Origin of the sequence: Clavibacter californiensis, from assembly GCF_021952865.1 — a bacterium.
Classification (GTDB): domain Bacteria; phylum Actinomycetota; class Actinomycetes; order Actinomycetales; family Microbacteriaceae; genus Clavibacter; species Clavibacter californiensis.
In genome coordinates this window covers 1689723-1712695 of the sequence record NZ_CP040792.1, presented here as the reverse complement: position 1 = coordinate 1712695, position 22973 = coordinate 1689723, and the positions used below count along the sequence as shown (strand labels likewise).

Sequence of the window (22973 nt, the reverse complement as noted above, 5' to 3'; positions counted from 1 at the left end):
GCAGCCGGCCGATCGAACTGGAGGGAGCCCTCCGCGCTGAGAGGCTTCCCGCATGACCGCACCCGACCAGCCGGGATACCCGTCCCCGGACCCGCACCAGCCCCCGCCGCCGAGCCCCTACGGGCCGCCCGCCCCCGCCGGCACGGCCACCATGCCGCCGCCCCCGCCGCCGTACGGCGTCCGTCCGAAGGGCCTCGCGATCGCCGCGCTGGTCGTCGGCATCGTCGCGTTCCTCACGGGTCTCGCCCCCTTCTTCGGGCTGATCGCGGGAGCTGCCGCCGTCGTGCTCGGGATCCTCGCCCTCCGTCGCGCGCAGAGCAAGGGCATGGCGATCACCGGCCTGTCCCTCGGCGCCGTCGGGGCCGTCACCTCGTTGATCGTCACCCTCGTGTTCGCCGCCGCGCTCGGCACGGCGGGCAGCTCCACCGGCGCAGCCGAGGTCGTGGAGTCGTCCGCCGAGGCCGAGGCCGAGGCCGAGGCGTTGCCGACCGCCGCTCCCGAGACGACGGCACCGTCCGTCGACGAGACGACGGCGCCCGCCGAGCCCGCGGCACCCGCCGTCCCGGCCGAGAGCGCGACCGCGCTCATCAAGGCCGAGACCTACGCGAACAGCCTCGACATGAGCAAGGCCGGCCTCTACGACCAGCTCACGAGCGAGTACGGCGAGCAGTTCACGCCGGAGGCCGCGCAGTACGCCGTGGACAACGTCCAGGCCGACTGGAACGCCAACGCGCTCGCGAAGGCCAAGACGTACCGGGAGATGGCGGCGATGTCGCCCGCCGCGATCCGCGACCAGCTCACGAGCGAGTACGGCGAGAAGTTCACCGCGGAGGAGGCGGACTACGCCATCGCGCACCTCGACGACTGACGCGTGAGCTCGGAGGAGGGGAGGCGGCACGAGCGCTGCCTCCCTTCTTGCGTCCTGCGGGAATGATCCCGCCATCCCATGCGTTTGCATGGACATGGCCCGATCGGGCCGCGCGGAAGGAGCGCCTCATGACCGCCAGCACCCAGGGACTGCATCACGTGACCGCCATCGGCGGCGACCCGCAGCGGAACGTCGACTTCTACGTGCGCGCGATGGGCCTCCGGCTCGTCAAGCGCACCGTGAACTTCGACAGTCCCGGCAGCTACCACCTCTACTACGGCGACACCGAGGGCCGACCCGGATCCCTCCTCACCTTCTTCCCGTGGAAGGGCGTTCCCGCGGGCCGCGTCGGCGCGGGACAGTCCACGACGACCGCGTTCTCCGTCCCCGCCGGGAGCCTCGGCTGGTGGGCCGAGCACCTGCGCCAGGTCGGCGTCGCCTCGGCGATCTCGTCGCAGGGATCCGAGGAGGAGCGCCTCTTCCTCCACGACCCCGACGGCCTGCAGACCGACCTCGTCGCCTCGTCCGTCGTCGACCCGCGCGCGCCGTGGGACTCGGCCGACGTCCCCGCCGAGCACGCGATCCGCGGCCAGCACTCCTCCGTGCTCACGGTGCGGGATCCCGCGGGCACCGCGTCCGTCCTCACCGACGACCTCGGGCTCCGGCTCGTGGACGAGCGCGACGGCCGGTTCCGCTTCGCCGCGGGAGACGGCGGACCCGGCGCGATCGTCGACGTCGTGGCCGACCCGGGCGCGCAGCAGGGCCTCACGGCCGGCGGCACCGTGCACCACGTCGCGTTCCGCGTGCCGGGACGCGGCGAGCAGCAGGCGTGGCGCGACGAGCTGGTGGATCGCGGGCACCAGGTGACGCAGATCCTCGACCGGCAGTACTTCACCTCCATCTACTTCCGCGAGCCGGGCGGCGTGCTGTTCGAGATCGCGACGGACACCCCCGGCTTCGACATCGACGAGCCGCTGCTCGAGCTCGGCCGCAGCCTGCGACTCCCGCCGTGGCTCGAGCCCAGCCGCGCGGACATCGAGGCCGCGGTGCCGCCGCTGCGCCTGCCCGACGAGGAGCCCGTGCCGACCGACGGGTCCGCCGCATGAGCGCGCTCCTCGACGCGACGCCGCACGTCTTCCATCCGGGCGCCGACACCGGTCCCGTGATCCTCGGCCTCCACGGCACGGGCGCCGACGAGCGCCAGGGCCTCGAGCTCGCGCGGCTCCTCGCGCCCGGGCAGCCCGTGCTGGCACCGCGCGGGAGCGTGCGGGAGGGATCCGCGGCCCGCTGGTTCCGCCGGCACGCGGAGGGCGTCTTCGACGTCGACGACGTGGTCGGACGCGCGGCCGAGCTCGCCGACCTGGTCGCCGCGGCCCGGTCGGCCTACGCTCTGGGAGACCGCGAGATCCTCGCGGTCGGCTTCTCGAACGGGGCGAACATGGCGCTGGCGACCACGCTGCTTCACCCGACGGCGCTGCCCGCGACGATCGCCTTCTCCGCGCGCTGGCCGCTCGGCGACCGGGAGCCTGCCGCCGACCTCTCGGGCACCCGGATCACGCTGCTCAACGGCGACGCCGACACCATGGCGCCGCTCGTCGACGTGGAGCGGACCGTGCGCGAGGCTCTCTCCCGCGGCGCCGACGTCTCCTCGCACGTGCGCCCCGGCGGACACGGGCTCGACGCGCGCGACCTCGACGCCGCCCGCACGCGGATCCGCGCCGGCTGAGCGCCGCCGCACACCGCTCTCCCCTCCCCGCCCGATCCCCGCCCACCGGAAGCCGCGCATGCCCGAGATCATCGCCTGGGTCGTCTCCTTCGTCGTCGTGACCGTCGCGGTCTCCGGCCTCGCGGGGCGCGTGGGGTGGTCGGCGCCCGTGGCGCTCGTCGCCGTGGGGGCGGCGCTGTCGTTCGTGCCCGGCGTTCCCCGGATCGAGATCGAGCCGGACGCCGTGCTCTACGGACTGCTGCCGCCGCTGCTGTTCGCGGCCGCGATCCGCACGCCGCTCGCCGACATCCGCGCCCGGCGCGACAGCATCGTCGTGCTCTCCGTGGGCGTCGTCGTGGTCACGCTGTTCGTCTTCGGGCTCACGCTGTGGGCGCTCGTGCCCGCCGTGGGCCTCGCGGCGGCGCTCGCCCTCGGCGCCGTCGTCGCCCCGACGGACGCGGTCGCGGTCTCCGCCGTCGCGGGCCGCGTGAAGCTCCCCCGTCGGGTCATGTCGATCCTCGAGACCGAGAGCCTCCTCAACGACGCGACCGCGCTGGTCGCCCTCAACACGGCCATCGCCGCGATCGTCGGGATCGTGCACCCGGTCGACGTCGCGGGCGGCTTCCTCGTGGCGGTGATCGTGGGCGTCGCCATCGGCCTGGCCGTCGCGTTCCTCTTCTCGGCCGTGCGCCGCTACCTCCGTTCCGCCGTCCTCGACACGAGCCTGTCGCTGGCGATCCCGTACGTCGCGTTCATCCCCGCGCAGGAGCTCGGCGGATCCGGCGTGCTCGCAGTGGTCGCCGCCGGGCTCGTGCTCGGCTACCGTTCGCCGCTGATCCAGTCGCCCGAGGCGCGCATCGCGGAGTCGGTGAACTGGCGGACGATCCAGTTCCTGCTCGAGAACGCCGTCTTCCTCCTCATCGGGCTCAGCCTCGCGGGCATCGTGCGCGGGCTGCCAGAGTCGAGCCTCGACGGGTGGCGGATCGCCGGGCTGTCGATCCTGCTGCTCGCCGTGCTCGCCGCCGCGCGCTTCGTGTCCGTCGGGCTCGCGAAGGTGCTCTTCGACCACGGACCCGCGCGCCTCCGAGCGCGCACGTGGAGCTGGCGGACCGTCACCGCCGTCTCCTCGGCCGGCGTCCGCGGCGTGGTCACGCTCGCCGCCGCGTTCCTGCTGCCGGCGGAGACGCCGGAGCGGGAGCTGCTGCAGTTCCTCGCGTTCGTGATGGTCGCGGGCACGCTCGTGGGCGGGCTCGCGCTGCCCGCGATCATCCGCCGCCTGCGCCTCGGGCACTCCGCCGACGACCAGGAGCGCTCCGACCGGGACCGCCTGCTCGACGAGGCGCGCGAGGCCGGGCTCGCGGCGCGGACGGTGGCGATGCGGGAGGACGGCGAGGACGCCGGACCGGGCGACGACGCGCTGCCGGAGACCACGTCCGAGCGCCTCGCGCACGACCGGGTGCGACGCCGGATGATCGACGCCGAGCGGGTCGCCGTCCTCGCGGCCCGGCGCGAGGGGCGGTACCCGGAGATCGCCGTGCGGGCGGTGCTCGGGATGATCGACGCGGAGGACGTGGCCCTCGGGCGACGCGAGGCGGACGACGCCCGCTGACGGCGCGGCCGTCGCGCCCGACCGCGCTCGACACCCGGCACCTCGGTCGCCGCCTTCCCGGTCGCTGTCTCCCGGTCGCCGTCGCGTACGGGGGCGCCGGGCGACGCCAGGAGCGCCGGGGGCCTGCGCCCCCGGGCGGGCGCCCGGCCGGCCCACGCCCCGCGACCGCAGATCCGCCGGTGGCCTCGCACGCGCCATGCGCCCCGGAGAGGTCGCGGCAACGCGGCGGGTCCCTCCCCGCAACGCGCCGGAAACGACCCCGCGCTAGCGTCGGCGGCACACCGCCGCGCGGCATGCCGGCCGCACCCGACCGGAGGACCCGTGAGCGCAGGATCGACGGACGTGCACGCCGCTCGTGTCGTAGCCGATCCCCTGCACACCGTTCGCGTCCCCGCCGATCCCCTCCGCGCCGACGACGCGGCGGCCGTGGTCCTCGCCGGGGGACGCGCCCGGCGGCTCGGCGGCATCGACAAGACGGCCCTCGCCCGCGGCGGCGTCTCGCTGCTCGACGACGGGGTGCGCGCGGCGGGCGGGTGCGCCCGCGTCGTCGTGGTCGGGACCGGCAACCGGCCGGGCGCCCGCACGGACGGCGCATGGCGACGGGCCGGATCCGTGCGACTGGTGGACGAGGTCCCCGCGCACGGCGGACCGGCCGCCGCCCTCGCCGCGGGCGTGGGCGCCCTCGACCCGGACGCGCTCCCGGAGTGGGTCCTCGTGCTCGCCGCCGACCTCGCGCACTCGCCCGCCGCGGTGCGCGCCCTCCTGCCGCTGCGACACGACGCCGGCCTCGCGGACGGCCGGGACGCCATCGTCGCGCGCGATCCGGACGGGCGCGCGCAGCCGCTCCTCGCCCTGTACCGGGCCGCTCCGCTCGTGGCGGCGCTCGACGCGATCAGCCGCACGACGGGCGTCGACGGCGTCGCGCTCCGCCGCGTCCTCGACGCCCTCGGCGCGGACCGCGTCGCCCACGCCGACCTCCCCGCCCGGCTCTGCGCCGACGTGGACACCCCCGACGACGCGCGCGCCCACCGTCTCCGCCTCCCCGACGACAGGATCCCCGATGCCCGCTGACACCTCCCCCGCCGTGCTCGACGCCTGGGTCGACCGGGTCGCCGCGCTCCTCGAGCTGCCCGCGCAGGAGGTCGAGGTGGGGCTCGTGCTGGACCTCGCGCGCGACGCCGCCCACGGCATCGCCCGGCCCGCCGCGCCCCTGACCACGTTCCTGCTGGGGCTCGCGGTGGGACGGGCCGGCGGCACGGCGGCCGACGCCCGGCGGCTCGCGGCGGAGATCACCGCCGAGATCGACCACCTGCGGGATCCGGTCGGTCCGGTCGCCGCCGACGGCGGCGCGGCGGGCGGCGACCGGCTGCTCCGCGCCGACGCCGCGCCCGCGGCCCCCGCCGAGGACCTGGGCGGCCCCGCGTGACCCCGACGGGGACGCGGTCGGCGGTCGCGCGGACGGCGGTCGCGCGGCCCACGCCGACGGTCGCGCCGGCGACGCCCCCGACGCTGCGGGACGCCGGCTGGGACGACGCGCGCGACGCCGCGCTCCTCCTCGGCAGGCGCCTGCGCGAGCGCCGGCCCCGGTCCGCCGAGCTCGTGCCGCTGGGCGACGCCCTCGGGCTGACGCTCTCCGTGGACCTCCGCGCCCGCGCCGACCTCCCCGGCGCCGACGCCTCCGCCATGGACGGCTGGGCCGTCGGATCGCCCGGTCCGGGGCCGTGGCGCGTCGGCGACCCCGTCCTCGCCGGGCACGCCCCCGCCGACGTCGCCCTCGCGGCGGACGAGGCGCGGCCCATCGCGACGGGCGCCCCCGTGCCGCCCGCGACCGCCGGGATCCTCCGCAGCGAGCACGGCGACGTCGCGTCCGGCGTGCTCCGCGTCAACGCGCTCGCGCCCGGCGGCGGAGCCCGGGTCCGGGCCGAGATCCGGCCGGCGGGCGAGGAGGCGCGCCGGGGAGACGTGCTGCTGGCCGCCGGCACCCGGCTCACCGCGGTGCGGCTGGGGCTCGCGGCGGCGGCCGGGCACGACCTGGTGCCGGTCCTCGCGGCGGCGGGCGCCGACGTGATCCACCTGGGCGACGAGGTCGTCGACCGGGGCGTCCCGGTGCCGGGCCGGGTGCGCGACGCCATCGGCCCCGCGCTGCCCGCGCTCCTCGCGGCGTGCGGGCTCGGCGCCGGATCCACCGTGCGCGTCCCCGACGACGCCCGCGCCACGCGCGACGCCATCGCGCAGGCCACCGCCCCCCTCGTGATCACCACCGGCGGCAGCTCCCGCGGCCCCGCCGACCACGTCCGCAGCGCGCTCGACGCCCTCCGCGCGCGTCTCGTCGTCGACGCGGTGCGGATGCGCCCCGGCCATCCCGTGATGCTCGCGGAGCTGCCGGACGGACGCGCCGTGCTGTGCCTCCCCGGCAACCCGCTCGCCGCGATCGCGTGCCTCCTGTCGTTCGCGCCGGCCATCGCGGACGGCCTCGCCGGACGCCCGCTGCCGGTGCCGGCCCTCGCCGTGGCCGGGGCCGAGCTGCCGGGCGGCGGATCCGGGACGCGGCTGGTCGCGTGCGCCCTCGACGCGGAGGGCCGGCTCGTGCCCGTCAGGGCGCAGGGCCCGGGCATGCTGCGCGGCCTCGCGGCGGCGGACGCGCTGGCGGTCGTCCCGCCGACCGGCGCGCGGGTCGGGGAGGCCGTGCGCGCGATCCCGCTCCCCGGCTGACCCCCTCCCGCGCGGGCACCGGTGCGCGGTCGGGCCGGCGCACCGCCCGGCCGACGGCCGGCTGCCGGCGACCGACGGTCGGCGACCTCAGAGCAGCGCGGCCGCCCGGCCGCCCGCGGACGCGAGCACCTCCTGGATGCGGCCCCGGCACGTCCCGCACCCGGTCCCCGCGCGCGTGCACGCGCCGATCGCCTCGACCGTGGTCGCGCCGTCGGCGGCCGCCTGCGCGATGGTGCCCGCGGTCACGCCGTTGCACCAGCACACGGTCGCGTCGGGCGCGAGCGGGTCTCCGGTGGGCAGCGCGCCGGCGTCGGCGGCGTCGAGGCGGAGGAGCACCGACCGGTCGGCCGGCAGCTCGCCGCCGCGCTCGAACAGGAGCGTGAGCTCGGCGCCCGCGCGCGGCATCCCGACCGCGACGAACCCGACGAGGACCCCGTCGCGCGTCACCGTCTTCACGTACGCGCCGCGCGCGGGGTCCGTCCACACGGCCACCTCGCGGGGCGCGGGACCATGATCGGCCGCGTCCCCCGACGCGTCGGCGGCGTCGGCCGCGCATTCCGCGGCGTGCGCGCGACCGGGGCGTCGGCGACGCCTCGGCGGGTCGTCCCACGGCTCGGCGGTCACGTCGCCGCCCGCGACGACGTCCACGCCCTCCGCCTTGAGCATCACGACGGGCGGGCGCCCGGCGTCCCCGGCCGCGGCACCCCGGGGGCGGGCCGCCGCGCGTCCGCCCGGGGCCGTCGCCTCCGCCGCGAGCAGCGCCGCGAGGGCGTCCGCCTGGCGCCAGCCGGGGCCGATGAGGCCGGATGGGCCGCCCGGCACCTGCCCGTCCGGCCGGGCGGATCCGGGCGCGGCGACGTGGGCGCAGTCGCCGACGGCGAAGACGTCCGGATCGGTCCAGCTCCGGAGGTCGCCGTCGACGAGCACCCCGCGGCCGACCGCGAGTCCCGCCGCGGAGGCCAGCTCGTCGCGGGCCGTGACGCCGCAGGACAGGACGAGGAGGTCCCCGTCGATGCGCCCGCCGTCGGCGAGGAGCAGCGCCTGGAAGCGCTCGTCGCCGGTGCCGCGGTCGTGCAGCAGGACGCCCTCGGCGCGGGCGTGCGCCGCCATGGCGACGCCCGCCGCGTCGGCCGCGTGGCTCAGGGTGCGCCCGCCGCCCCGGTCGAGGTTGCGGGCCATCGGCACGTCCCCGTGGTGCACGGCGACGACGTCGGCGCCCCGCTCGGCGGCGGCGAGCGCGAGCTCCATGCCGAGGACGCCCGCGCCGAGCACGATGACGCGGCGCCCGGCGCGGACGGCCTCGTGCACCGTGCGCGCGTCGCGCAGATCCCGCAGCGCGACGACGCCCGTCGGCAGCGGCCGGCGTCCGTGGTCGAGTGCGTCCGGGTGCCCGGGGGCGTCGCCGCGGGCGTGCCGGGACGCCTCGAGCCCGTCCATGGGCGGGACGTGCGCGCGGGCGCCCGTGGCGAGCACCAGCCGGTCGTACGCGACCTCGCCCCCCGAGTGCAGGACGGCCGTGCGGCGCGCGCGGTCGATCGCGACCACCGCGTCGCCCCGGATCACGCGGACGCCGGCCTCCTCCACCGCGGCCGTGTCGGTCACGTCGAGGCGCGCCCGGTCGGCCCGCCCGACCGCGTGCTCGGCCACGAGGACGCGGTTGTAGGGGTCCTCCTCCTCGGCGCCCACCACGACGACCGCCACGGATCCCGCGCGGACGACCGGGAGGAGCTCCTCGACGAGGCGCGCGGCGACCGGGCCGTGACCCACCACGAGCACGCGGAGCGCGCCGCCCGAGCCCTCAGCCACGCGCGGGACCCTCGGACGGCACGGGACCCGCGGACGGCGCGAGCGCGCGGACGGTCACGGGCGTGCGCTTGAACTCGGGCATGGCGGAGACGGGATCCACCGCGGCGGCGGTCAGCAGGTTCGCGCACTCGGACCCCGCGTAGTGGAACGGCAGGAAGACCGTGTCGTGCCGGATGCCGGCCGTCACCTCCGCGACCGCCCTGACCTCACCGCGCGCGTTGCCGATCGCGACCGGCGCTCCGTGCGCGATCCCGAGCCGGACCGCGGCGGACGGGTGGATCTGCAGCCGCGCCACCGGCTGCGCGTCCTGCAGCTCGGCGACCCGCCGGGTCTGCGCACCCGACTGGTAGTGCTCGAGCAGCCGGCCGGTGATGAGCGTGAGGGCGCCGCCGACGGGTGCCGGGTCCTCCGCGGCAACGTCCCGCGGGGTGACGGCGACGAGCCGCGCCCGGCCGTCGGGGTGCGCGAACCGGTCGGCGAAGAGGCGCGGCGTCCCCGTGGATCCGGCCGGGTACGGCCAGAAGCCCTCGACGGCGTCGTCGTCCAGGAGGGCGTGGCTGAGCCCGGAGTAGTCGGCGAGGCCGCCCGCGGAGGCGCGCGCGAGCTCGTCGAAGACGACGGTCGGGTCGGTGGGCCAGGTGGAGGGCGCGTCGAGCCGGGCGGCGAGGGCGGCCATCACCTCGAGCTCGCTGCGGACCTCGGGCGGCGGGTCGATGGCCCGGCGGCGGCGGATGACGCGGCCCTCGAGCGAGGTGGTCGTGCCCTCCTCTTCCGCCCACTGCGTGACGGGCAGCACGACGTCGGCGAGCGCGGCGGTCTCGGACAGCACCAGGTCGCACACCACCAGCAGGTCGAGCCGCTCGAGCCCGCGGCGGACGGCGCTCACGTCGGGGGCGGAGACGACGACGTTGGATCCGTGCACGAGGAGGCATCGGATGCCGCCCGGCTCCCCGAGCTCGCCGAGGAGCTCCACGGCGGGGACGCCGGGTCCGGGGATGACGCCGGGGTCGACGCCCCAGACGGCGGCGACGTGCGCGCGGGCGGCCGGGTCGGCGATGCGCCGGTAGCCGGGCAGCTGGTCGCACTTCTGGCCGTGCTCGCGCCCGCCCTGGCCGTTGCCCTGGCCGGTGAGCGTCCCGTATCCGGATCCCGGCCGGCCGGGGAGCCCCAGCAGGAGCGCGAGGTCGATCGCCGCGGTCGCCGAGTCGGTCCCGTCCACGTGCTGCTCGACGCCGCGCCCGGTGAGGATGTAGGTGCCGCGCCCGTCGGCCAGTCGCCGCGCGACCCTGCGGATGTCCGCGACCGGCACGCCCGTGACGGCCTGGACCCGCTCGGGCCACCACGCGTTCGCGCTCCGGCGGACGGCGTCGAGGCCGGTGGTGCGGGCGGCGACGTAGGCGTCGTCGGCGAGGCCCTCGGCGAGCACCACGTGGATGAGCCCGAGCAGCAGCACGAGGTCGGTCCCGGGGGCTGGCTGCAGGTGGATCCCCTGCCCGTCGTCCGTCAGGTGCGCGGTGGCGGATCGGCGCGGGTCGACCACGACGAGCCCGCCCGCGGCGCGCGCCCCGCCCAGGTGCCCGATGGACGGCGGCATCGTGGCGGCCACGTTGGAGCCGAGGAGCAGGATGGTCGACGCGCCGTCGAGGTCGGCGACGGGGAACGGCAGCCCGCGGTCGACGCCGAACGCGCGGTTCCCGGCCGCGGCCGCCGACGACATGCAGAAGCGCCCGTTGTAGTCGATGCGGGAGGTGCCGAGCGCCAGCCGGGCGAACTTGCCCAGCTGGTAGGCCTTCTCGTTGGTGAGGCCGCCGCCGCCGAAGACGCCCACGGAGTCCGCGCCGAACCGGGCGCGGCTGTCCCGGAGCCGGTCGGCGACGAGGTCGAGGGCATCGTCCCAGCTCGCGCGGACCAGGTCGCCCGCCGCGTCCCGCACGAGCGGGTGCGTGAGCCGACCTGCCGCTGTCAGCACCTCGGCGCTCGTCCAGCCCTTCCGGCACAGGCCGCCGCGGTTGGTGGGGAAGTCCCGGCCCGAGACCGTGAGCACCGGGCGGGCGGGCGTCGGCCCGGCGGCCGCGCCACCCGCCGCCGCCCCGCCCGGGGCGCCGGCGGGGCCGTCGGGGCCGTCGGCGACGGACGGAGACAGCGTCATCGCGCACTGCAGCGCGCAGTACGGGCAGTGCCCGCGCGTGCCCGGGTCGATCGCGGCGGCCACGCGCATCAGACGCGCGTGCCGGCGGCGGTCCCGCGGCGGATGCCGCCCGCGCGGAGGTAGACGAGCCCGGTGACCGCGAGCATGACCGCGTACGCGACGACGAAGCCGCCGAGGCCGGTGGTGTACCCGCCGGTCTCCGTCTTCGAGAGGCTGAGCACCTGCGGGATGATGAACCCGCCGTACGCCCCGAGGCCCGAGATGAGGCCGAGGGCGGCCGCGGTCTTCCGCTGCGTGCCGACGTCGCCCGACGAGCGGCCCGCGCGCGCGGTGCCGGAGCGCAGCGCGAACACCGCGGGGATCATGCGGTAGGTGGCGCCGTTGCCCATGCCGCTGGCCGTGAAGAGCACCAGGAACAGCACCAGGAACAGCGGGAAGCTCCCGATCGGCAGCGTCACGATGACGGCGACGACGGCGAGGCCCATGGCGACGAAGGCGCCCATGGTGACCGCGGCGCCGCCGTGGCGGTCCGCGAGGCGCCCGCCGAGGGGCCGGGCGAGCGACCCCATCAGCGAGCCGAGGAACGCGAGCGACAGCGTCGCCGAGCCCACCGCGAAGGTCGAGAGCTCCGGGAACTCGTCCGAGATGAGCTTCGGGAAGACGCCCGCGAAGCCGATGAAGGAGCCGAAGGTGCCCACGTAGAGGAACGCGAGGATCCACAGGTGCGGCTCCCGGAGGGCCGCGAGCGACGCCGTCAGGTCGGCCTTGGCGTGCGACAGGTTGTCCATGCGGCGCCAGGCGCCGAAGGCCGCGACGAGGATCAGCGGCACCCAGACCCAGCCCGCGAGGGGCAGGTCGAGGGTCGCCGCGGCGCCGACCGTGATGACGAGCGGCACGACCAGCTGCGCCACCGACGCACCGAGGTTGCCGCCCGCGGCGTTGAGGCCGAGCGCCCAGCCCTTCCGGCTCTGCGGGTAGAAGTACGTGATGTTCGACATGGAGCTCGCGAAGTTCCCGCCGCCGAACCCGGCGAGCGCGGCGACCGCGAGCAGCACGCCGAACGGCGTCTCCGGGTTCCCCACGCACACGGCGAGCGCGATCGTGGGGATGAGCAGCAGCAGCGCCGAGATCACCGTCCAGTTGCGGCCGCCGAAGCGCGGGACCATGAACGTGTACGGGAAGCGGAGGGTCGCGCCGACGAGGCTCGGCATGGAGATGAGCCAGAACACCTCGCCGGTGGAGAGGTCGAAGCCCGCGGCGGGCAGCTGGACGACGACGATCGACCACAGCTGCCACACGACGAAGCCGAGGAACTCGGCGAGGATCGACCAGCGCAGGTTGCGGGCGGCGATGCGCGAGCCGCCGCCCTCCCACTGCGCCCGGTCCTCCGGATCCCAGCCGTCGATGACGGAGCCGTCGCGGAACGAGAGCCCGGGTGCCGAGGCGCCGTGCGCGTCGACGGTGCGGGAGCCGGGCGCCGGCGGACCGGCGGGGGTGGGCGGCGCGGAGGGCGGTGCCGGGGGCAGACCGGTCTCGGTCCTCGGGTCGGTCGCGGGCGGGAGGAGTTCGGTCATGGCGTGTCTCCTGGTGGTCGGGGTCGGGGTCGGTGCGGATGCGGGTGGGGCCGCGGGCGCGGCGGGGCCGGACGTCGTGGCGCGCCGGATGGGCGCGTGCCGCGGCACGGCGGTCGGGAGGGGATGCGGGTGGCGGGATGCGGGCGGTCGACGGATGGTCGACGGATGGTCGACGGGACGTCCGGCGCGGATCAGCGCGCGGGCACCGTGGCCCGCTCGTGCAGCTCGACGACGATGTCGACGAGCTCGGGCGGCGGCGCCTCGCCGTCGACGAGGAGGGGGGCGCTCGTGGCGTCCCCTCCCGCGCGCTCGGCGAGGGTGGCGAAGTAGCCGGGGGCGAGGAGGTAGGTGCCGACGACGACGCGGGAGCCGGGGTGGGCCTCCCGCTCGGCGCGCACGGCCGCGGGAACACGCGGCCGGGCGGCGGAGATGAAGGACGTGACGACGTCGCGGCCGAGCTCGGCGGCGAGCAGGGCGCCCACGGCGTGGCAGTCGGCGACGGCGCCCGCGTCGCTGGATCCGGCGGCGGCGAGCACGACGCGGTCGCCGTCCCGGAGGCCGGCGTCGCGGAGGCGCCGGGCGAGGACGACGGCGAGGCGCGGATCCGGGCCGAGCGCGCCCGTCACCCGCACCTCGCGCGGCGCGGCGTCGGCGGCCGCCTCCGCGAGGTCGACGTGCACGTGGTAGCCGGCGCTCAGGAGCAGCGGCACGACGATCACCGCGCGGGCCGGGTCGTCGAGGCCGTCCATGGCGGCGGGGACGTCGGGCTGCTGCACGTCGACGTGGGCGTCCACGACGCGGAGGTCGGGGCGCGCCTCGCGCACCGCCTGCACGAGCGCGGTCACGGCTCGGCGGCCCGCGGGATCCGACGTGCCGTGGCTCGCCGCGACGAGCGCCGCGCTGCGGGCCACCTCCACGACGCCGTCGCGGACGCGGCTCCGCCACACGGGCAGTCGCAGCTCCGGCCGGGTGAGGCACTCCCCCGTGTCGAGGTCGAACACGTCCTTGTGCAGGGGCGACGCGATGGTGGTGCGGCCGCCCCGGGAGCCGACGATGCCCCGCGCCATCACGAACGCGCCCGTCGCGGGATCGGCGTGGCCGACGGCCCGGACGCTCCCGTCCGGCAGGCGGAGGAGCGCGACCTGGTCGCCGCCGACCAGCGCGGCCTCGCCCCAGAGCGGCTCCAGCTGGTCGAGCCGGCACACGGCGAGCCAGGGGCCCGGCGACGCCACGGAGGCGGCGGGGGCGGTGTGCTCCGTCATGGTCATGCGGTCTCCTCGCGGTCGGTGCTCGGGCGGATCGGCGAATGGGCGGATCGGCGGCCGTCCCGGATCGGGGCGGCTCGTGTCGGCAACGCTAGGGACGCGGTGTTTCGGGCTCCGACCGTCGCCGTGACGGCGGCGTAACGAACACCTCTCGCCCGGTCGGTGTCGGCGTGAGGCGCCCGTCACACGGCGTGACACGGGGGCAACGACCCGGAAACGGGGCGTCCGTAGCGTGGGAGGACACCCGAGCAGGAGGTCCGACATGAGCGCATCCGGTGCCACGCCGTCCGATCCGCACGCAGCCCCGACGACCGTCGCCGCGTCCCCGACGCCCGTCGCCGCGTCCGCGATCCCGACGGGGACGGCGCCCGCTCCCGGGCCGTCGACCCCGACGACGGCCCCCGACGGCGTCCGCCGCGTCGTGATCGTGGGCGGCGGACCCGCGGCCCACCGGCTCGCCGAGTCCCTCGCGTCGCGCGTCGACGCGGGATCGCCGAGGCTCCGGATCACGGTGGTCGGCGACGAGCCCCACCTCCCCTACGACCGGGTGCAGCTCTCGAAGCGGCTGCACGGCGAGGTCGACCTGACGCTCGGCGCGCCCGCCTTCTGGGACCACGCGGTCCTCGACTGCCGACCGGGGCGCCTCGCGACGCGCGTCGACCCCGTCGCCCGGACCGTGCTCCTCGACGACGGCGCGGTCCTCGCGTACGACGAGCTCGTGCTGGCGACGGGCAGCGCCGCGTCCGTGCCGCCCATCGAGGGCGCCGCCGCCGGCCGCGTCTACCGGACCCTCGCCGACGTCGCCGACCTGGTGTCCGAGGTCGCGGCGTTCCGCGAGCGCCACGGGCGGCCGGCCAACGTGGTGACCGTCGGCGGCGGGCTGCTCGGGCTCGAGGCGGCGGGCGGCGTCCACGCCCTCGGCGCGCGCTCCGCGGTCGTGCACTCCGGGCGGTGGCTCATGTCGTCGCAGCTGGACGAGGGCGCCGGCCAGGCGCTCGGCCGCATCATCCACGGCCAGGGCATCGAGCTGCACCTGGGTGTCCGTCCGACGGCGATCCTCACGACGCCCACCGGCCGCGTGACCGGCATGACGCTCACCGACGGCCGGACCGTCCACGCCGACGTCGTCGTCTTCTCCATCGGGATCACGCCGCGCGACGAGCTGGCGCGCGACGCCGGGATCGAGCTCGGCCCGCGCGGCGGCGTCGCGATCGACGCGGCGTGCCGCACCTCCGCCCCTCACGTGTGGGCGATCGGGGAGGTCGCCGCGGTCGACGGCGTGTGCGTGGGCCTCGTGGCGCCCGCCAACGCCATGGCCGAGACGGTGGCCGACCGGATCACCGGCGGCGATGCCCTGTTCCCCGGCATCGACGACGCCACGAAGCTCAAGCTCTCCGGCGTCGAGGTCGCGTCGTTCGGCGACGCCATGGGCCGCTCGCCGGGGGCGCTCGAGGTCGTCTACGCGGATCCCGCCCGCGGGCTCTACCAGAAGATCGTGATGAGCGACGACGCGCGCACCCTCCTCGGCGGCGTCTTCGTGGGCGACGCCGCCCCCTACAGCGCGCTCCGCCCCCTGCTCGGACGCGAGCTCGGCGGGGAGCCGGGCGCCTACCTCTCGGCCGCAGGCGCCGAGCCGCCGGCCGCCACCGACCTCCCCGACGACGTGCAGGTGTGCTCCTGCAACGACGTGAGCGCGGGCGACGTCCGTCACGCGGTCCGCGGCGCGGACGGCACGCCCGGCTGCACCGACCTCGCGGAGCTGAAGGCCTGCAGCCGCGCGGGCACGCAGTGCGGGTCGTGCGTGCCGCTCGTGAAGAAGATCCTCGACACGGAGCTCGAGGCCGCCGGGGTCGAGGTGTCGCGCGCGCTCTGCGAGCACTTCGCCGTCAGCCGCAGCGAGCTGTTCGAGACCGTCCGGATCCTCGGCCTCACCTCCGCCGCCCAGGTGTTCGAGCGCCTGGGCGCTGGCCTCGGCTGCGACGTGTGCAAGCCCGTCGTGGCGTCCGTGCTCGCCACGCAGACGAAGGGCTACATCCTCGACGCCGGCCAGGGGCCGCTCCAGGACACCAACGACCGCGCGCTCGCCAACATGCAGAAGGACGGCAGCTACTCGGTCGTGCCGCGCATCCCCGGCGGGGAGATCACGCCGGCGAAGCTGAAGGTCATCGCGGAGGTCGCCGAGGAGTACGACCTCTACACGAAGATCACGGGCGGCCAGCGCATCGACATGTTCGGCGCCCGCCTCGAGCAGCTGCCCGAGATCTGGCGCATCCTCGTCGACGCCGGCTTCGAGTCCGGTCAGGCGTACGGGAAGGCGCTGCGGAACGTGAAGTCCTGCGTCGGATCGACGTGGTGCCGCTACGGCGTGCAGGACGCGGTCGCCATGGCCGTGCACCTGGAGCTGCGGTACCGCGGCGTCCGGTCCCCGCACAAGTTCAAGATGGGCGTCTCCGGATGCGCACGCGAGTGCGCCGAGGCGCGCGCGAAGGACATCGGCGTGATCGCGACCGAGACCGGCTGGAACCTGTACGTCGGCGGGAACGGCGGCTTCACCCCGGTGCACGCCCAGCTGCTCGCGAAGGACCTCGACGACACGACGCTCATCCGCTACATCGACCGCTACCTCATGTACTACGTGCGCACGGCCGAGCGCCTGCAGCGCACGGCGCGCTGGCAGGAGGAGCTCGAGGGCGGCCTCGAGCACGTTCACCAGGTGGTCGTGGAGGACTCGCTCGGCATCGCGGAGGAGCTGGAGCAGGCGATGGCGCTGCAGATCGACGGCTACGAGGACGAGTGGGCGGCGACGCTCGCCGACCCCGACCGGCTCCGGCGCTTCCGGTCGTTCGTGAACGCTCCGACGACGCCGGATCCCGCCATGGCGCGCGTCGAGGAGCGCGGCCAGCGACGGCCTGCCTTCCCGGAGGAGCGCGACGGGTCCGTCATGCTGTCCGGACCCTCCATCCCCGTCCGGAAGGCCTGAGCCATGCAGTTCGACCTCGATGTCCAGGGCCGCCGCGTCGTCGTGGTGGGCGGCGCGGCCGCGACGCGCCGCCTCACCGCCGCCCTCCGCGCCGACGGCGCCGACGTGGCGCGCGTCCCCGACCACGCCGCGGGTGCCGCGCTCGACGGCGCCGACCTGCCCGACCTGGTGCTGTGGGTGGAGGGGGACGCGGTCCGCCGCGCCGCCGTCGCGGAGGCCTGCCGGGCCGCGCGCGTCTGGTTCCAGGTGCGGGAGGGGACCGCGCCCACGCCCCGCGGCCACGTGACGCTCGTGGGCGGCGGCCCCGGGGATCCGGGCCTCATGACGGTCGCGGCCCGCGCGGCCCTCGCGGAGGCCGACGTGGTGCTGCACGACCGACTCGGCCCGACCGACGACGTGGCCGCCTTCGCCCCCGGAGCCCTCCTCGTCGACGTGGGCAAGACCCCCGGGCACCACGCGGTGCCGCAGCGCCGCATCGAGGAGCTGCTCGTCGAGCACGCGTCCCGGGGCCTGCGCGTGGTGCGCCTCAAGGGCGGCGACCCGTTCGTCTTCGGGCGCGGCGGCGAGGAGGTCATCGCCTGCCGGGCAGCCGGCGTGCCCGTGACCGTCGTGCCCGGCGTCACGAGCGCGGTGTCCGTCCCCGCCGCGGCCGGGATCCCGGTGACCCACCGCGAGGTGAGCCGGGCCTTCACGGTCGTCTCCGGCCACGTGCCGTTCGGTGAGGACGAGCTCTCCCACCTCGTGGGGCTCGGCGGGACGCTCGTCGTGCTGATGGGCGTCAACACGCTCCCCCACCTCATGGCGGGCCTGCAGCGTCACGGGATGCGCGCGGACATGCCGCTCGCGATCGTCGAGCGCGGCTACGCCATCGACCAGCGGACCACCGTCACCACCGTCTCGGGCGTCGCGGGCCTCCTCGGGACGGTCGCGCCGCGCTCCCCCGCGGTCATCGTGGTCGGCGAGGTCGTCCGCGTCCCCGGCTGGGCGGAGGAGGCTGCGGCCGCCGGCCATGCGCCGTGGGAGGATGACCGGCGGGCACGGGCGACGCCGTGACCGCCGAGGGGGTGGCCGCCGTGACCGGATCCGACGCCGAGCCCGGCTTCCGCCCCGACCAGCTCGAGGGCTTCCGCATCGCCGTGACGTCCGACCGGCGCTCGGAGGACCTCATCGCCGCGTTCGAGCGCCGCGGCGCCGACGTGGTGCACGCCCCCACCATCCGCATGACGGGCGTCAGCGACGACTCCGCGCTCGAGGCCGAGACGCGCGCGATCATCCGCGACCGGCCCGACGTCCTCCTCGCCACGACCTCGTACGGGATCCGCCGCTGGTTCGAGGCCGCCGACGCGGCGGGCGTCGGCGACGAGCTGACCGAGGTCCTCGGCCGGGCGCGGATCCTCGTGCGCGGGCCCAAGGCGCGGGGCGCCATCCGCGCCGCGTCCCTCGACGACCACGGCATGAGCGAGCGCGAGACGACGACGTCGCTCGTCGACCTCGTGCTGCGCGGCGACGTGGCCGGGCAGACGGTCGCGGTGCAGCTGCACGGCTTCACCGACCCGGTGCAGCTCGCGCGCCTGGAGGACGCGGGCGCCCACGTCCTCACCGTCGCCCCGTACCGCTGGACGGTGCACGAGGACTCGGCGCGCGTCCTGCGGCTGGTCGAGGCGGTCTGCACGGGCGGGATCGACGCGGTCACCTTCACGAGCGCGCCCGCGGTGGAGGCGCTGTTCACGACGGCCGACGCGGCGGGACGGCTCGAGGACCTCCAGGAGGCGCTGCGCACGCTGGTCGTCGCGGCGGCCGTCGGCCCGGTGACCGCGGCGCCGCTCGTCGAGGCCGGGATCCTGCCCATCACGCCCGACCGGTTCCGCATGGGCGCCCTGATCCGTCTGGTGTGCGCGCACCTGGAGGAGTCGGGCGTCGCGCGCGTGGAGACCGGCCACGGCGCCGTGCAGCTGCGCGGCCGGCTGGTCGTGATCGACGGCGAGCGCCTCACGCTGAGCCCGGTGCCGCTCGCCCTGTTCCGCGCGCTCGTCGCGGCCGAGGGCGCCACGGTGCCGCGGCGGGTGCTCGCGCGCGCCACCCCGGAGGTCCTCGACGACCACGCGGTGGACGTCGCGATCTCGCGGCTCCGGCGGTCGCTGCCCGACGCGGGCATCGTCGAGACCGTGATCAAGCGCGGGTACCGGCTCTCGACCGTCTGAGCGGGGCGGGCGGCCGCGCGGCGGCCAGTCGGGTCTCCACCCCGCGGACGAGGCGCGGGGGCCGCGCGGATGACGCGCCGCGGTGCCCGGTCCGCGAACCTGGGGTCACCGCCCGCCCGGGCGGTCGATCTGGAGGATCCCGTGCCCGTGTCCGTCGCCCCCGCCCCCGCCCCCACCGCGCGCGCCGCGGCTCCCGTCGCCCTCGCACCGCGCCCCGGGGATCCCGCCTGCATCGCGTTCTCCGGCTCCGGCGCCTTCCTCCACCTGGGCACGACCAGCCTCGAGGTCGACCTCGCGCCGCAGGCCGCCGCGACCGCCGCAACCGCCGCCTGAGCGGTGCCGCAGGCCGGAGCGCGCCTGCGGGAGCCCGCCGACGCGGCCTCGTCGGCGGGCTCCCGCTCGGGACCGGCTCGGCCACCGGCGGGCTCGCCGCGGGGCACCGGACGCCCCTGACTGGGGGTGCCGGGGACATCCGACTCGCATCCCGGGGCTTCACGGTCGCCCCACCCGCCGCCTAACCTGAGCGGAGGAGACCTTTTCTCCAGCTGAGGAGCACCATGTCGTCGACCCCGCCGCCCGCCTCCCCGACGTCGGTCACACCGTCGTCCGACGAGCCCGGCTGGTTCGGCGACGGCGAGGGCAACCAGCGCTACTGGGACGGCGCCCGCTGGACGGAGCTCGTCTCCGGCCGTCGCGTGTTCCCGGGCCGCGCGTCATCGACGCCCGAGCCCAAGCTGATCACCGAGTCGCCGCTGCCCGAGGGCTACGCGCCCGGGTCCGCGCCGATCGCACCACCCGTCGGATCCACCGTCGACGCCTCGGTGGACGCCGGGCCCGCAGGCGCTCCGCTCGCGCCGCCCACGGGTGCGCCCGTCGCGCCGCCCGCGGGGTACCCCATGGCACCGCCGACCGGTGCCCGCTTCGGCCCTCCCGCCGGTCTGCCCGTGGCCCCGCCGACCGGTGCGCCCGTCGGCGCCCCCGCCCCGCGCACCTCCTCCGTGGCCGGCAGCTTCGCGCCGCCCCGACCGGCCACGAGCGCCGCGTCCGCCCCGACCCCGCGCTCCGCGGGCACCGCCCCAGCCCTGCGCGGCCGCAGCACCTGGCCGTGGGCCGCTCTCGCGGTCGCCGCGGTGCTCGTGGTCGCGGCCGCCGTCATCGCCGGCATCCCCGGACTCCTCATCGCGCTCGGCGTCGTGGCCCTCGTCGCGGGGCTCATCCCGCTGCTCCGTGACGGCGCCGCCTGGATCCCCGGCGTCCGCACGCGCGCCACCGGCGGCGTCGCGGCCGGCCTCGCGCTCGTCCTCATCGCGAGCGGCGCGGTCGCCGCCACGCTCCCGACGCCGAGCGACGACGTCGCCGATCCCGACACCATCGAGATCTCCGACTCCCGCCCGGTGCCGGATGCGACGGACCCCGCCAACCCGCTCCCGATCTCCGCGGACGGCCTGGTCGAGATGGTCGACGTGACCCGCATGACGGGGGCCGACGCCGGCGACACGCTCGCCGCGTCCGGCTTCGGCATCGCCTTCGCGGGCGCGGGCGGCGGCGGGTTCGTGCGCCAGGACGTCGGCATCGTCGCGAGCCAGGACCCGGCGGCCGGCACGCGCGTCGCGCCCGGCACGGTCGTGACCCTCACGCTCGCCACCGCGGCCCCCGAGCGCATCGCGGTCCCCGTCGTGCCGAAGGCGCCGAACATCCCGTCGCGTCCCGGCACGCGGCCGGGCACGGGGACGTTCAATCCGGGCACCGGCGGCGGCAACAGCGGCGGCGGCGGCAGCACGGATCCCGGGACGCCGTCGGACCCCGGCACCGGCGGCGGCTCGCCGTCGAACCCGGACCCGACGACGCCGACGGACCCCGAGCCCCAGCCGACGACGGACCCGCCCACGGTGCCCACGCCCGAACCGACCACGCCCGCGCCCGTGGATCCCGAGCCGTCGCCCGAGCCCCCGGTCGAGAGCCCGGAGCCGACGACGCCGCCCGCTCCGCCGGAGCCCGAGACGCCGGTCGAGCCCGTGCCCGAGACGCCGCCGGCCGAGGGCTAGCCCGCCGCCGGGTCGTCCCCCGCGTGAGCGGCGGCACTCGTCCCCGTCGCCCGCAGGTGCGCCCGCTGCCCGTCGCGGTCGAGGATCGTCAGGATTTCGACGACGCCCCGGTGCGCGCCGATGGCGTGCGGCACCATGGTCGAGAACTCGGCTGCGTCGCCCGCCTCCACGAGGATCGTCCGCTCCCCCAGCTGGAGCCTGGCCGTGCCCGAGAGCACCGTGAACCAGTCCCGTCCGGGGTGCACCCCGAGCTGGTCGACCGGGACGGGCCGCGTCGGAGTCATGCGCATCTTCGCGACGAACGGGCCGGATCCGCTGCCCCCGCCGCGCGAGAGGATCCACGTCGTGCGGCCCGCCTGCGCGTCCTCCTGCGCGCGGATCACGACGTCGGCGTCGTCGCCCGACTCGATGAGCGCGTCGAGCGACGTCTCGAGGGCCCGCGCGATCGGCACGAGCTGGTCGAGCGCGATGCGCCGGTGACCGGTCTCGATGCGACTGAGCGTCGACGGGCTGAGGAAGCACCGCGCGGCGAGCACGTCGAGCGACCAGCCGCGGGCCTCGCGGAGGCTGCGGATGCGCTGTCGGACGAGGGCGTCGAGGTCAGGCTCTTGCGTCATGGGCAAGATCGTATGCGCGTGCGGCAGGAGTGCGCCAGCCTGGATCCATGACCCACCCGCACTCGCACCATGCCTCCGGGCACGGATCCGCCGACCCCTCGCTCGCCCGCATGCTCGACCTCGACGCCCGGATCCTGCACGGCCACCAGCGCGAGCTCACCGCCTGGGTCCGCCGCCTCGGGCGCGACACCGCCGGCCGCGTGGTCGTCGACCTCGGCGCGGGGACGGGCACCGGCACGATCGCGCTCGCGCGCCGCTTCGACCGGGCCGAGGTGCACGCCGTCGACGCGAGCGCCGCCATGCTCGACCGGGTCGCCGAGCGCGCCGTCGTCGACGGGCTCGCCGACCGGATCAGCACCGTCCACGCCGACCTCGACGCGGGCTGGCCCGCGCTGCCGCCCGCCGACCTGGTGTGGGCGTCGCTCATGCTGCACGAGGTCGCCGACCCGGCGCGGCTGCTCGCGCGCGTCCACGACGGCCTCGCGCCGGGCGGGATCCTCGCCGTCGTCGAGATGGACGGCCCGCCGCGCTTCCTGCCCGACCGCCTCGATCCCGCGCTCGGCCGCGCTGGCCTCGCCGACCGCCTCGACGACGCTGTCACGCACGGCGGCACGGGCGGTCCGTCGCATCCGGACTGGGCGCCGTGGCTGCGCGATGCGGGCCTCGTCGACGTCGCGACGCGCGCGTTCCCCATCGATCCCGACCCCGCGGATCCGATCGCCGCCGCCGCGACCCTCCCCTACGCACGCGCGTGGCTGACCCGCGTCCGCGACCGGTCGGCCGACCGCCTCGATGCCGACGACCGCGCCGCCCTCGACGCGCTCCTCGACGACGACGGCCCGCACGCCCTGGCGAGGATCCCGGGCCTCGGCCTCCGCGGCACCCGCACGGCGTACGTGGGTCATCGGCCGCGCTGACTCCATGCCGCGAGCGCCGCGACACCGCGCCGCTGCACCACCGCGAATTCACCGAGTGGGGAAGAAGATCGCCCGCCGTTCGCCCGCGCGGCCCGGCGCTGCGGTAGTCCTGGGGCATGACGCACCTCGATCACCCGGTCGTCGCGGATCCACCGTCGGCCATCCCGCCCAGCGGCGCGCGCCCCGCGCCGCCCCGCGCGCGGATCCCCGGCGGCTGGCGCCTCGTCGCGTCCGGACTCCTCACGGCGTCCGCGCTGCTGCAGCTCGACGCCTCGCTCCAGCGCTGGGTCACCGCGCACGGCTCCTGGACCCGGCAGGACCGCTGGATCGAGGACCACCTCTTCCGCGGCGAGAATCCGGTGCGGGGCCACTGCCCCGTGCGCCGCGGATCCGACGGGGAGACGCACCCGCAGGTCACGTACCCGACTATGGACGGACCCCACATCACGGCATCCGCCCCCGTCACATCACGGAACAGCGGAGCGAGGCGCGGGCCGTCCGCCCGCCGCACGGCCGGGACGACGG

The 22973-nt window shown here is 77.0% G+C and carries 18 protein-coding genes; 13 read left to right on the top strand and 5 right to left on the bottom strand.

The window, feature by feature from the left end; translation table 11 throughout:
• Positions 1-52: 52 nt before the first annotated feature.
• The 7 genes from FGD68_RS08325 (at position 53) to FGD68_RS08295 (ending at position 6894) form a co-directional block, all read left to right on the top strand.
• The gene (locus tag FGD68_RS08325; RefSeq protein ID WP_119373257.1) at positions 53-868 is read left to right on the top strand and encodes an Ltp family lipoprotein; all 816 of its coding nucleotides are present in this window, start codon (positions 53-55) and stop codon (positions 866-868) included.
• 128 nt (positions 869-996) lie between these two features.
• Positions 997-1974, top strand: a complete 978-nt coding sequence (locus FGD68_RS08320) for a ring-cleaving dioxygenase (protein WP_119373256.1) — start codon at positions 997-999, stop codon at positions 1972-1974.
• A complete protein-coding gene (locus FGD68_RS08315) occupies positions 1971-2594 on the top strand; it encodes an alpha/beta hydrolase (RefSeq protein WP_119373255.1) in 624 nt (207 codons plus the stop codon). The genes FGD68_RS08320 and FGD68_RS08315 overlap by 4 nt, the downstream gene beginning before the upstream one ends.
• A 58-nt stretch (positions 2595-2652) precedes the next feature.
• Positions 2653-4182, top strand: a complete 1530-nt coding sequence (locus tag FGD68_RS08310; protein ID WP_104237356.1) for a cation:proton antiporter — start codon at positions 2653-2655, stop codon at positions 4180-4182.
• A gap of 321 nt (positions 4183-4503) precedes the next feature.
• Positions 4504-5253, top strand: a complete 750-nt coding sequence (gene mobA / locus FGD68_RS08305; protein ID WP_237609348.1) for a molybdenum cofactor guanylyltransferase — start codon at positions 4504-4506, stop codon at positions 5251-5253.
• On the top strand, positions 5243-5608 hold the full coding sequence (locus FGD68_RS08300) for a DUF6457 domain-containing protein (RefSeq protein WP_237609347.1): 366 nt from the start codon (positions 5243-5245) through the stop codon (positions 5606-5608). Before mobA ends, FGD68_RS08300 begins: the two co-directional genes overlap by 11 nt.
• Positions 5605-6894, top strand: coding sequence for a molybdopterin molybdotransferase MoeA (locus FGD68_RS08295; RefSeq protein ID WP_237609346.1), 1290 nt, complete (start codon positions 5605-5607; stop codon positions 6892-6894). The genes FGD68_RS08300 and FGD68_RS08295 overlap by 4 nt, the downstream gene beginning before the upstream one ends.
• An 87-nt stretch (positions 6895-6981) precedes the next feature.
• Here the strand turns inward: FGD68_RS08295 and FGD68_RS08290 are convergent, their stop codons facing one another.
• The 4 genes from FGD68_RS08290 to nirD all read right to left on the bottom strand — a co-directional run bounded on the left by FGD68_RS08290 (position 6982) and on the right by nirD (position 13691).
• Entirely contained in the window at positions 6982-8700 is a 1719-nt protein-coding gene (locus tag FGD68_RS08290; RefSeq protein ID WP_237609345.1) for an FAD-dependent oxidoreductase, read from the bottom strand.
• Positions 8693-10849 carry a molybdopterin oxidoreductase family protein gene (locus FGD68_RS08285; protein WP_237609996.1) on the bottom strand — a complete coding sequence of 719 codons (2157 nt, stop codon included), beginning with the start codon at positions 10847-10849 and terminating at the stop codon, positions 8693-8695. The genes FGD68_RS08290 and FGD68_RS08285 overlap by 8 nt, the downstream gene beginning before the upstream one ends.
• 68 nt (positions 10850-10917) lie before the next feature.
• Complete coding sequence (locus FGD68_RS08280) at positions 10918-12423, bottom strand: MFS transporter (RefSeq protein ID WP_119373439.1); 1506 nt, start codon at positions 12421-12423, stop codon at positions 10918-10920.
• 191 nt (positions 12424-12614) lie between these two features.
• Positions 12615-13691: a nitrite reductase small subunit NirD gene (nirD, locus tag FGD68_RS08275; protein ID WP_317207866.1), complete on the bottom strand. Its 1077-nt coding sequence runs from the start codon at positions 13689-13691 to the stop codon at positions 12615-12617.
• A 259-nt stretch (positions 13692-13950) separates the two neighbouring features.
• Between nirD and nirB the strand changes: the two genes are divergently transcribed.
• The 5 genes from nirB (at position 13951) to FGD68_RS08245 (ending at position 20914) form a co-directional block, all read left to right on the top strand.
• Positions 13951-16668, top strand: coding sequence for a nitrite reductase large subunit NirB (nirB, locus tag FGD68_RS08265; RefSeq protein ID WP_237609344.1), 2718 nt, complete (start codon positions 13951-13953; stop codon positions 16666-16668).
• Between the two features lie 3 nt (positions 16669-16671).
• Positions 16672-17721: a uroporphyrinogen-III C-methyltransferase gene (gene cobA, locus FGD68_RS08260; protein WP_104237289.1), complete on the top strand. Its 1050-nt coding sequence runs from the start codon at positions 16672-16674 to the stop codon at positions 17719-17721.
• Positions 17718-18869, top strand: coding sequence for a uroporphyrinogen-III synthase (locus FGD68_RS08255; protein ID WP_237609343.1), 1152 nt, complete (start codon positions 17718-17720; stop codon positions 18867-18869). The genes cobA and FGD68_RS08255 overlap by 4 nt, the downstream gene beginning before the upstream one ends.
• A 147-nt stretch (positions 18870-19016) precedes the next feature.
• Positions 19017-19202 carry a hypothetical protein gene (locus tag FGD68_RS08250; RefSeq protein ID WP_237610037.1) on the top strand — a complete coding sequence of 62 codons (186 nt, stop codon included), beginning with the start codon at positions 19017-19019 and terminating at the stop codon, positions 19200-19202.
• Between the two features lie 224 nt (positions 19203-19426).
• Complete coding sequence (locus FGD68_RS08245; protein WP_237609342.1) at positions 19427-20914, top strand: Stk1 family PASTA domain-containing Ser/Thr kinase; 1488 nt, start codon at positions 19427-19429, stop codon at positions 20912-20914.
• Here FGD68_RS08245 and FGD68_RS08240 read toward each other — a convergent pair.
• On the bottom strand, positions 20911-21531 hold the full coding sequence (locus FGD68_RS08240; protein WP_119373814.1) for a helix-turn-helix transcriptional regulator: 621 nt from the start codon (positions 21529-21531) through the stop codon (positions 20911-20913). The two genes, FGD68_RS08245 and FGD68_RS08240, sit on opposite strands and share 4 nt — an antisense overlap.
• Positions 21532-21578: 47 nt before the next feature.
• Here FGD68_RS08240 and FGD68_RS08235 point away from each other — a divergent pair, with 47 nt between their 5' ends.
• The gene (locus tag FGD68_RS08235) at positions 21579-22448 is read left to right on the top strand and encodes a class I SAM-dependent methyltransferase (protein WP_237609341.1); all 870 of its coding nucleotides are present in this window, start codon (positions 21579-21581) and stop codon (positions 22446-22448) included.
• Positions 22449-22973: the final 525 nt, after the last annotated feature.